This window comes from uncultured Pseudoteredinibacter sp., assembly GCF_947500695.1.
Taxonomy (GTDB): Bacteria; Pseudomonadota; Gammaproteobacteria; order Pseudomonadales; family Cellvibrionaceae; genus Pseudoteredinibacter.
In genome coordinates, this window is record NZ_CANMSS010000001.1 from 333,819 (window position 1) to 345,818 (window position 12,000).

Here is a 12,000-nt window from a genome sequence, read left to right on the forward strand (position 1 = left end):
TACTGCGGTGGACACCGTTTAGAACAAAGAATATAGATTTATGAGTCAAGAACAACAGTCCGTGAAACTCTTACGCTCCAGCGTCTTTACCACATTGAGTGCAAAGCTATCTTTAGCCTTAGTAGTTATTGTGGCGACTTTGAGCATTGGGGTATTTGTCGCCAGCCAAGCGTGGATGCGGGTTTACTACGATGAGCTTACCCAAAAGCTGAATTTCGATATCGCCAAATACGTCAATGGTGAATACCAGCTGATGCAAGGCGATTCTGATAAGCCTAGCCCAGAGGCCATCAAAAAGGTGGCCCATGTAGCCATGGTGGTAAATCCCGTTGTTGAGGTCTATTTGCTCGATGTACAGGGGAATATTATTGGCCACGATTTGCCAGCTGATTCTGTTTTGCTGGATAAAGTCCCCTTAGGTCCGGTAAAGGCTTTTATTGATGGTTCTGAAGAGTTTCCACTGCGAGGTGTAGATCCACGCAAGCCCGCTGTTGAAAAGGTATTCTCTGCTGCGCCCATTGAAACCAACGGCCACTTGCAGGGCTATCTCTATGTTATTTTGGGGGGGCAGGCCTATGACAATATTGGTGATGGTTTAAAGGACAGTTACAGCCGGACCATGGTCTTTGCCGCTACGGCTTTAATCACCCTAGTGGCGGTGCTTACAGGCTTGCTGGTATTTCGATTGCTGGTCCGTCGCCTGACGGCCTTGAGTCACAAGATGCATAATTTTGCTCGCCACGAATTACCTCAAGTCGCCACAGATCCTATCAAACAAGCGGTGGCGAAAGATGAAATTGAGTTATTGCAGCTGACCTTTGAGTCCATGTCTGGGCAAATCAAGCAGCAGTTTGAAATGCTCAGAGAGGCCGATGCTACGCGCAGAGAATTAATTTCCAATGTCTCCCATGATTTGCGCACGCCTTTGGCCACTATTCAGGGCTATCTAGAAACCCTGCTGATTAAAAATGGCAGTTTGAATGAAGCTGAGCGTATAGAGTATTTGAATACCGCCATGAAGAGCTCGCGCCGTCTAGGTCAGCTGATTGGTGATTTATTCGAGTTGTCTAAGCTGGAATCTAATCACACAAGGCCAAATTTTGAACGCTTCTCTTTAGCAGAGTTAGTTTTCGATACTGCTCAGGAGTTTCGTCTTGAGCTGGAAGCAAAGCAAATTAAGCTGGATATTCATAACGAGCAGAATAACGCCCTAGTGTTTGCCGATATCAGCCTGATGCAGCGAGTCTTCGAGAATCTATTGCGCAATGCTATAGCCTATACGCCAGAGGGTGGGCTTATCAGCTTGAGTATTACGGCAGACTCTAGCAGCAGTAATAAGATCAAAGTAAGCGTGGGCGACACTGGGCGTGGTATCAATGAAGAGGATCTACCTTATATCTTTGATCGCTTCTACGCCAACCCAGATCGGAGCCGCGAAGATGTGAGCTCAACAGGCTTAGGCTTGGCCATTGTTAAGCGTATCATGGATATTCATGATGCCAAGATCCAAGTACAGTCCAAGCTGAATCAGGGTACGCGCTTTGAGTTCGAATTGCCAAAGGATCAAGCGGCTTAATTCCCTTTACAATAGGGCGCTTACGAGAGTGTTTTGCGCCCTATATTTCCCCTGCATATACCCAATATAAAACCTATAAATTCGCCAAATAAAGCCAGCTTCCATAGAATTTGTGTTAATGCTTATAAAAGACTGTGGAGGCAATACCCGTGAGCGAAAGAATCCAGCAAGGTGGCTTGCAAATTGATGCAGAGCTATATCGCTTAATCGAGGAGCAAATCGCTCCAGGTACCGGTGTAAATACCCAAGATTACTGGCAGGCTTTCGAAGCCATTATCAACGATCTTGCCCCTAAGAATCGCGCCTTATTGGCCAAACGCGAGGATTTCCAAGCGCAGATTGATGCTTGGCATCAGGCTAATCCTAAAAGCGATTTTGCCAGCTATAAACAGTTTTTACTGGATATTGGCTACTTGTTGCCAGAAGGCGAAGATTTCGCGGTAACAACCCAGAACGTCGATACTGAAATTGCCGAGCAAGCGGGTCCACAGCTTGTGGTCCCGGTTAAGAATGCACGTTTTGCCCTAAACGCCTCGAATGCTCGTTGGGGAAGCCTATACGATGCGCTTTACGGCACTGATGCGATCAGTGAAAGTGGCGGTGCCGAAAAAGGCCGTGGTTACAACCCCGTGCGTGGCGCAAAGGTTATTGAATTTGCCCGTAAGCACCTAGATCAAGTTGCTCCACTTCAGTCTGGTAGCCATCAAGAGTCTGCTGCCTATAGCGTTGTCGACGGTCAGCTAAAGGTAAAACTGAGCGATGGTAGTGTTACTGGCCTAGCTCAAGCTGAAAAGCTCCAAGGCTTTCAGGGTGATGCGACGAAGCCTGATGCTATTTTGTTAAAAAACAATGGCTTGCATGTAGAAATTCAAATCGACTCTAACCATAACGTTGGTAAGGACGACCCTGCTAATGTAAAAGATCTGTTGGTAGAAGCCGCAGTGACTACCATTATGGACTGCGAAGATTCGGTGGCTGCTGTTGACGCCGAAGATAAGGTTGAGGTTTATAGCAATTGGCTCGGCCTTATGAAAGGCAACCTCGAAGAAAGCTTTGAGAAGGGCGGTCAAGTGATGACTCGTCGCCTAAATGCCGACCGTTTTTACACGGCTACTGATGGTGGTGAGCTGCGTTTACCTGGTCGAAGCCTGTTGTTTGTTCGCAATGTTGGCCATCTGATGACCAATAATGCGATCTTAGATCAAGACGGTAATGAAGTTCCTGAAGGCATCATGGATGCCATGGTGACTTCTTTAGCAGCCATGCACGATTTGCAGCGTGATCAGGCTGATCGTGAAGGTCGTGGCAACAGCCGCACTGGCTCGGTGTACATAGTGAAGCCGAAAATGCACGGTCCTGAAGAAGTCGCTTTTGCTTGTGAGCTATTTAGCCGCGTGGAAGATGCTTTGGGCCTCGAGCGTAACACCTTAAAAGCCGGCATTATGGACGAAGAGCGTCGCACCACGGTTAACCTGAAAGAGTGTATTCGAGCGGCTAAAGAGCGTGTGGTGTTCATTAATACCGGTTTCTTAGACCGTACTGGTGATGAAATTCACACCAGCATGCTGGCTGGCGCGATGATTCCAAAGGCTAAAATGAAGCAACAGCCTTGGATCAATGCCTATGAAGATTGGAACGTTGATAATGGCTTGGCCTGTGGCCTTCAGGGCAAAGCTCAGATTGGTAAGGGTATGTGGGCGATGCCTGATGAAATGGCCGCTATGTTAGAGCAGAAGATTGGCCATCCGAAATCGGGCGCGAATACCGCTTGGGTGCCGTCTCCAAACGGCGCTACTTTGCACAGCACCCATTACCATCAAGTTAATGTTATTTCATTACAGGACGAGCTAAAGCAACGCCAGCGTGCCAGCCTAGATGACATTCTAACTGTGCCGGTAATGGAAGACCCAAGCCAACTAAGCGCAGAAGAAATTCAAGCGGAGCTGGATAACAATGCCCAGGGCATTTTGGGCTATGTAGTTCGTTGGATTGATCAGGGTGTTGGCTGCTCTAAAGTACCGGATATTCACAATATTGGTTTGATGGAAGACCGTGCGACCTTGCGTATTTCGAGTCAGCATATTTGTAACTGGCTAGAGCACGGTGTGTGCAGCAAAGAACAGGTGATGGAAACTTTGCAGCGTATGGCCAAGGTGGTCGATGAGCAAAACGCCAGTGATGCGGGCTATCGCCCAATGGCGGCTGATTTTGATGGCAGTGTGGCCTTTGAGGCGGCTTGCGCCTTGGTATTTGAAGGTAAGGCTCAGCCTAGTGGCTACACTGAGCCGCTATTGCATGCTTATCGCATCAAGGCGAAGGAGAAGTTCGGCGCTTAATTGCTGTCTTTCTTTGTCATGAGTTTGTGGCGGCTTAAATGGCCGCCACAAATGTTTTTGGCTTACCGATAATTAAGCCTTGCTGTAAAAGTTGATCTACCGCTTGGCTATTCAATGCTTTAGCATACAAATACCCTTGGCCAATCTGACAACCCATTGATAGTAAAACCTGATGGGCTTGCTCTGTTTCAATACCTTCCGCTACGGTTTCTTGTTTTAAGTTTGTCGCTAAATCTACAACCGATTGCACAATACTCTCCTGCGTTTTGTCGATAAGTATATTGCTGGTGAATGCCCTATCTATTTTTAGTGTATTGATCGGTAGACGATTTAGATAGGATAGGGAGGAATAGCCAGTACCAAAATCATCAATGGAAACTTTATGGCCCAGTAACTGCAGGGCGGTAATTTTCTGAATGCCAAGCTCATCATCGTGCATGAGGATATTTTCAGTAATTTCGAATTCAATGAGATGTGGTGGTAAGCCGTGGCTCTTGACGACTCGAATGATTTGCTCGACAAAGTCACTTTCTGACAGCTGTTTTGGGGAAAGGTTTACAGCGATGGGTAGCTGGTATGAATAGCGATCCATAATGGCTTTCACCTGTAGACAGGCCATGTGCAAAACCTGCATACCCAATTCCATGATCAAGCCTTGCTCTTCAGCCATACTGACAAATTCAGCGGCTGGAAAATCTCTGCCGTTGCGTTTCCAGCGTACTAAAGCTTCAAAGCCTACGATTTCACGATTTGAAAGTTTAACCTTTGGTTGAAAATACGACTGAATTTCATGATTGCTAATGGCTCTGCGCACCTCTGTTTCTAACTGAAGAGAGTTAAGCAATTTATCATTCATACTCTTGGTGTAAAACGAGTAGGAGCTACCGCCACGAGACTTAGAGTTGTACATGGCCGCATCGGCATTTTTTAGCAAAGACTTACCATCGCTGCCGTCATTAGGGAATGAGGAAATGCCAATGCTTAGATTGCAGAATAAGTCATGACCGTTAATATTTATGGCCTCTTTAAAACGCCTGAGGATATTGTCACAGCAAATGTGCACATCTTCTATTTTTATAAGATTATCGATTACAATGACAAACTCATCTCCTCCGAGCCGGGCAATTAAATCTTCTTCTCGAACCGAAGCCTTAAGTCGCCTCGCCATTTCTATTAATAGCTCATCACCCACGTCATGACCTAATGAGTCATTAATAAATTTGAAACGATCGAGGTCAATAAATAGCAGACAAAATTTGGCATTGCTGCGTCGCCTTGCGCAGGCAATGGTGCGCTTTAGCTCCTCATTGAATAGGTTTCTATTGGGAAGGCCGGTAAGATCGTCAAAGGTAGCCATGCGCTTCAGCTCGGCTTCATGCGCTAGCTTTTGGGTTATGTCTTTGATTACGATAATGTAGTACTTTTTCCCCTCGTGTAACACCATTGATGCCTTGCATTCAATGGGGATATCTTTACCCTCACTGTTACGTAGCCATAGCTCTCCCTGCCAGTAATCTTTCGATAATAGAGTTTCCCAAAACTCGCGATAGCCACCGTCTTTGTTTTTGTCGGATTTAAACTGGGCGATTGTTTTATCTGGCGAACTCTCTGTAATTTCGGTGATTTTTCCGAATGCCTTGTTAAATGAGCTGATTATCCCGTCTTTGCTACAAATGCAAAAGCCATCACCAATTTTCTCGTATCCTTGCGCGTAGACTCTAAGCAGGCTCTGGGCACTTTGCTCACTGCGTATTTTTTCTTTTCGGAAGTAAAAAATGAGTGCAATTAGTCCAATCGTGCTGAGTAAGTAGAAGGCCAGGGCCCACTGGCTTTTCCATACTGGTGCTTCAACTTTGATGGAAATTTCGCTTTGAATGCTCGCTTCATTGGTGTTCGCTAAAAGCAAGCGATAAAGCCCAGGCTTTAGGCCGGAATATCTAAGCAAAGGCTCTTTGGCATCAATCCAGTCCTTGTCCCAGCCCTCCAGCTTATATCTCGCTGAAATCTCTTGAGCTAAAGGTGATCTGTCAGCGTTGCTATAGTGAATGTCGATGGCATAGTCGTCTGGTTTAAGCGTCAATCCTTGCTCAATATTGTATGTTTTTTCTTTGCGGCCCTGTTTTCCGTAGACTTCAATATAAGAAACCGATGGTGGCTGAATAAGAGCTTGTGCATGTTTTTCTGGGTTTGATAAAACGGCTACTTCTGTAGAGTTGGCTATTACCAATCCGTGGCGTGAATTGGCGGTGATCAGTTTGAAATCAGATTTCTGAGGGAATCCGCTGGCTCGGTTTAGTGAACTTAAGGTTTGGCTTTTTTCGTCAAAAAGAAAAATCTGTCGCTTGTCATCGCGGTTTCTCCAGATTTTTTGTTCGTGGTAACTGATGTCGTCACTACCGCTGGTGAGTTGCATTTCTATATTGCGTATACCTAAAATGCTATAGCTACCATTTGCCAATTTTTGAAGCCTTGTTCTGCTTATGCGGTCATTGATAGTGATAATGTCGTCGCCATCAAAAAAGTGCCTACCTTCATTGCTCTGATTTTCCTGTGGCAACTCAATGGGTATAAAGCTGTCTTTCATTGAATCGTAATGAAAGAACGCTTTGTCGCCGACGAGCCAAATACCATGTCGATTGCTATGCATTAGATGAGTGTTGTACAGCATGACTTTATTGCTGATTGAGTAGTTTTTGCTCTCCAGTGTTTGACTGTTAAATGCAATGATTCCGCCTCGAACCTTTAGCCAAACAGTGTTGCTGTTAGGGGGCGAAAGTATCTGATAGGCGTACTGTTCAAGTATTTTTTCAGTCGTACCACTGCTTTGGCTATATTTATAAACCCCTTCAAAGCTGGCCATCCAGATATCGCCATTGGACTTATGGCTAACGTTAAAGGTCGTTGCTGGAGCGGAGATCTTTAAAATGCTTCTATCATTTAGGTTTATTTTAAGTATGAAGCCAAGGTCGGTGATAAGAAGGAAATTACTCTTATCGATGATATGACTGTCATAGATGTTGGGTTTCTTAGAGCTGGTCAAGTTGTAGGGTATACGGGTTATATCATTTTCTATGGGTGACCACTGTTGAATGCTTCCCCGAATAAAAGCGATATCAATCTTTCCGTTATTGGATAGAAGCAGTTTGGTAATGACGGTATTGGGGGATCGTTGCGGATAGCTATTCTCGGGCGTGTTTATCTCCACCAATTGTCTTTCAGCTGTAATGCGGAAGATATTGTTGTTGTCGCTGCTGGTCCATATGCGGTTCTGCTTGTCTTCTACAAGCGTATTAATAGCTATATTGTTGCTATTTGTCTTGCTGATTTTAAAGTTGTATTTAAGTTTATAGTCTGGGTTGAGCTCTATATAGCTGTCATTGCAAATGATGGCCTGGTTCTTATTGCTGCGATTTATACTTGCGTAACTACTACTTTTGCAGCTTTCTATCGCAGATTGTGCTTGCGGATCGTTAATGATTTTATCGAAGTTAAGAAACGTTTCACGCTTAGGGTCAAAACCAATGAGGCCCTGGTGAAAGGTGGCGAGCCAGAGCATGCCCTGGGCATCTTCACTGATATTTTTGATGGCATTCCCAAAATGGATGTTTTTTATGTCTTTGGGTAAGTAGAAGTTTTTAAATTCAGATTTTTGCTGATCAAAATAAGAAAGTCCCGCTTGACTGGCTATCCATATTTGATTTTTTGAATTGGTAAATATCTGGCGGATATGGTTACTGGCTAAACTATTTTCTTGGTTTTCTACATGGCTGAAGCTTTGGTAATCATAGCTTTGTAGATTCATGCGGTAGAGTACTTCGCCGGTATTGAACCAAAGGTTCTGTTCATCAAGGCCCAGGGCGATGGTCATTTTGTTATGGAGGGCTTCGCCTTTTTGAGAGAATAGTTTTATCGCTTGTACACCATCATAACGATAGAGCCCCTCATTACTGGCTATCCAGTAATATCCTTTATTGTCAATGGTTATGTCATGAATGCTGTCAGGTAGGTTTTCATCGCTCCTTGTGTAGGTCGATAGCGTAAACTCTTGATAATTAACGGCCAGCGAAAAACTGCTGTAACTCATGAGTAAGGTTATTATTAAAATGAAAAAAATGTGTCGCATTTAGCTCTAAGAAAGTTCCTTGTTTGGTATAAAGTCTAGCAAAGGCTTATGAGCTGTCTGTGTTTTGTGATGGGAATAGAAGTTTAGGTAGTGAGTTGTGCGTTAAGTCACAATAAGTAATTGATTGGGCTGAAGTTGCCGCCGTGATTTATTGCTGTACTTTATAGCTGTGTAAATTGCTGGCGGCATTAAAATTATTAAATGACTGGGGGAAATATGAATGATCAAATGAGTGCCAATATATTCGCACCGCTATTGGCCATGCTGTGTCTTACTATGGTGGTATGGTGCGTGTTGCTATATAGGCGTTTGGGGGCGGCGCGGGCCAATGGAATAGGGCCGTCTAGGCTTAGAACGCCTAATAGAGTACAAGAGCTGCTCCCTGAGCATGCTATGACTCCGGCCTATAATCTGGCTAATCTATTTGAATTGCCGGTGTTGTTTTATGTTATGTGCTTCTATTTGCATATAAATGCAATGGTAGACGGAGTGTTTGTATTGCTTGCCTGGATATATTTTTTATTGCGCTTAATTCATAGCATTATTCACTGTAGCTACAACGCTGTGATGCATCGTTTCTTGGCGTATTTATTGTCTTCTGTAGTTTTAATCATTCTGTTAATTAGAACGGTGACTCTGAGTTTATAAGTTCCAATAAAAAAGCCGGCATAAGCCGGCTTTAGAGATACTTCAATATACACTTTCCTGTGTAATCTTCCTTGTTAAAAAGCATCCTTGCTTAGCACAACATCCTTTTTAAGTTCTTAGAACTTGTATTCAATACCTACCCATAGCTCCCAGAAAGATGGGCGAGCTACGCGGGTTTCACCAGCAGGTTTGATGAAGCTCTCATAAACATATTGGCCATCATCGTTAATGCTGGCATTAACAATTGGTTGGGAGCGTGGGAAGCTTGGCTCGTAAAGTACGCCCCAATCATCGTTCAGCAAGTTGCCTAGGTTGCGCACGGTCATGTAAACCTTACCTTTGTGGTCTTCAGCAAATCCTGGAATTTCCTGAGTCACTTTAAGGTCAAATTTATTCCACCAGCTGCCATTTTCGCTATTGCGTTCCATGATTTGGCCGCGCGCCAGACCTTCAGAGTCAACTAAGTCGAAGAAGGCATCAGTGTCAAAGCCGTCAGCAAAGATTACATTTGGATCGTCTACACCTGTTGGTACGTAAACCAAGTGGCGAGCGATAAAGCCAGTAGAGTCGCCAAACATGAAGCCTCTTCTGAAGGTGTAGCTGTACGGGCGACCTTCGTTAGCAGTGCCGAATAGGTTGAAGCGAGTTTTTAAGCCTTCAAACAATTCCATCTCGTAACCTAGTTTTAAGGTAAAGCGATGTGGAATGACATAGTTTGAAGTCGCTACATCTGGCGCATTCGGGTTAGAGCTTGCCGCATTCACGTAGTTAGAGAAGGCAACAGAGCTGGTCATTGGGCTAACTTCGGTAGCGTCGGTATAGGCGTAAGAGAAAGAGTAGTCAAAGCCGTTATCGAATTCTTTGCTTAATGCGAAAGAAACTACAGTGCTTTCACCAGAGTCGCCTTTAACGTTGGTTAGCAAGAAGTCCTGGCTACGGCCATTTACGGAGCCGTAAATTGGACGACCGTCTGGAGCGGTACCAACTGTTTCGCGAGTTGCATCAATGATGATCGCTGAATCTTTGTTCTCAGAGTACAAGAAGTCAGCCTGGAACAAGTGGCCATCATCAAACTCGTAGCTACCACCCAAGGCGTACTTGATTGAGTGTGGAATCTCGAAGTTAGGGTCCATGATGTTTAGACCACCATTGAAACCTTCACCATTAGCTACTGCGTCAATTAGGTGCTGAGGTACATCCTTGATTGGCGAGCCACCGTTAGCGTATTCGTAATCAAACAATGAGCCGCGGCTGCGATCCTGGATTTGCAGTACGCGAACACCGTCGTTTGAGTAGTTATTAGAAAGCCATACGTTCGGGTTGCCACCTGAATAGACACCAACGCCACCGTGGATTTCCAACTGACCATTTACATTCCACTCAAAACCAATACGTGGCTGGAATAAATCTTTGCCATCCATATTTTGAGCATTGCTGAAACCATAGTTTTCTTCAACAACAGGGTTTACAGCAGGAAGGTCGTCACTTTCGTACCAATCATAACGGGCACCTACAACCAAGGTTACGTCAGCGCTACTGAAGGAGTATTCGTCTTGCAAGTAAACGGTATTGATATCGTAACCAAACTCGGCTGCGCCATCAGCTGGGATGTTGGTGCCGCCAGCATTGCCGTAGTAGATGCGGGCAGGGGTGCCAGCTTCAAAGTCATCAATGCTATCAAAACGGAATTCACCTTGAGAGTGCTGGATAAACAAGTTGAATACATCAAATTCTTCACGCTCATAACCGAATGTGAAGTTATGGTCGTTGTATGTGTACTCGCCAGCAATCTTATAAGACATTGTCTCATAACTTAACTTGTTGGATTGACGTGAATCATCACCACCTAAGTAAACAGTCGCTTCAGCACCATTATTGAATGTATCTATTTGGACTTCACCGAAGCCGACGGTATCTAGCGAATTCTGGCGGTTGTCTAGATCTAAGTAGCCAATGCGAACTTCAGTACTGAAGTTGTCGCTCCAGTCAGAGTTTAGCTGGCCAACGTATGAATTTAGCTCTGCACCACGTTCATAATAGTGATTGGTAAATTCATATTCATTTGAGTCGCCATCTGACTGAGAAATATTGAAGCCATCATTATAGTTATAAGTTAATGCCGCGCGGTGATCTTCATTGATATTCCAGTCAACTTTAACTAGCAGCTTCTCATCTTCGTTCGGCAAAGAGGCTACTGGGGCGCCCGGGTCGTAGTTGTACTTATCTCTAGCAATTTGAACAATACGATCTGCGTCTGCCTGACTTAGGCCTTCTACCTCTACAGCGGCACCAGAACCCGCAGGGCCACGGTTAAATAGGTTATTGCCTTCTTGTTTCTCGTAAGCGGCAAAGAAGAACAGTTTGTCTTCGATTAGCGGGCCGCCAACGGTAAAGCCGTAACGTTTGGTGTCGAAGCTACCACGATCAATGTTATCGCCTTCCAAGCTGTCGCCAGACATGGAGTCGTTATTGAATTCGTAGAATACGCCACCGTGGAATTCGTTATCACCAGACTTAGTAACGGCGTTGATGTTACAAGCACTGAACTGGCCGTATTGAACATCAAATGGCGCTAATTCAATCGAGGTCTGATTAATAGCGCGGAATGGGAATGGCATACGCTCAGTAGGGTAGCCATTGCTGTTTAGACCGAAGTTGTCGTTTAGACGAACACCGTCAACAGTTAATGAGTTAAAGCGTGGGTTCGCACCGGCACACTGAATAGAGTCAGAGAAAGCTTCGTCGATATAAACACGAGGATCCTGCTTAATCAGATCTTTAATGTCTGAGTTAAAGGTAGGCGCGTTTTCTAGATCAACGATATCGAAAGAGCGGCTAACGCCCATAGCAGTGTTGGCCAGTTGAGTGGCGGTTACTACAACTTCTTCGATGTTAGCAGAAGGGTTTAGCTGAGTGGTGATTGGGTAGCTACCACCTAACTGCAGGAATACGTCATCAACAACAGTGCTGTTACCGTTTTTGCTGATGGTTACTTTGTATGGACCACCTACGGCTAGACCTTTAGCAACGAAACGACCGGAATCGTTAGTTTGCATGGTTGTTGTACGATTGGTCTTTAAGTTAACAATGGTCACTGAAGCAGCGGTAGACGGGTTGCCTTGTGGGCCGAAAACCTGACCGCGGATAGCAGATGTGGTTTCTTGTGCCTGAACGCCTGTGCTTAGGCCAATTGCTAGGCCAACCGCAGCAGCTAATAGTGACTTCTTCTGGTTGATACCAACCATAAATCCCCCTAGTGATTGAGTAAAACTTGGATTTAAATTTTCTAACTCTACGAAACTTTTTGGCCGGACAGG

At 44.9% G+C, this 12,000-nt stretch carries 5 protein-coding genes; 3 read left to right on the forward strand and 2 right to left on the reverse strand.

Features of this window, described 5'->3' with window-relative positions:
* Positions 1-40 precede the first annotated feature (40 nt).
* Both Q1A08_RS01220 and Q1A08_RS01225 read left to right on the forward strand, forming a co-directional pair.
* Entirely contained in the window at positions 41-1,576 is a 1,536-nt protein-coding gene (locus Q1A08_RS01220; RefSeq protein ID WP_299768535.1) for an ATP-binding protein, read from the forward strand.
* A 149-nt stretch (positions 1,577-1,725) separates the two neighbouring features.
* Positions 1,726-3,912 (forward strand): malate synthase G, encoded by a 2,187-nt coding sequence (locus tag Q1A08_RS01225; protein WP_299768538.1) that lies wholly within the window; start codon positions 1,726-1,728, stop codon positions 3,910-3,912.
* Between the two features lie 34 nt (positions 3,913-3,946).
* Here Q1A08_RS01225 and Q1A08_RS01230 read toward each other — a convergent pair whose 3' ends face one another.
* Positions 3,947-7,996 (reverse strand): EAL domain-containing protein, encoded by a 4,050-nt coding sequence (locus Q1A08_RS01230; RefSeq protein WP_299768542.1) that lies wholly within the window; start codon positions 7,994-7,996, stop codon positions 3,947-3,949.
* Between the two features lie 255 nt (positions 7,997-8,251).
* Here Q1A08_RS01230 and Q1A08_RS01235 point away from each other — a divergent pair, with 255 nt between their 5' ends.
* Positions 8,252-8,683 (forward strand): MAPEG family protein, encoded by a 432-nt coding sequence (locus Q1A08_RS01235; RefSeq protein WP_299768545.1) that lies wholly within the window; start codon positions 8,252-8,254, stop codon positions 8,681-8,683.
* Positions 8,684-8,799: 116 nt separating this feature from the next.
* Here the strand turns inward: Q1A08_RS01235 and Q1A08_RS01240 are convergent, their stop codons facing one another.
* Positions 8,800-11,928, reverse strand: a complete 3,129-nt coding sequence (locus tag Q1A08_RS01240; protein ID WP_299768548.1) for a TonB-dependent receptor — start codon at positions 11,926-11,928, stop codon at positions 8,800-8,802.
* Positions 11,929-12,000 lie beyond the last annotated feature (72 nt).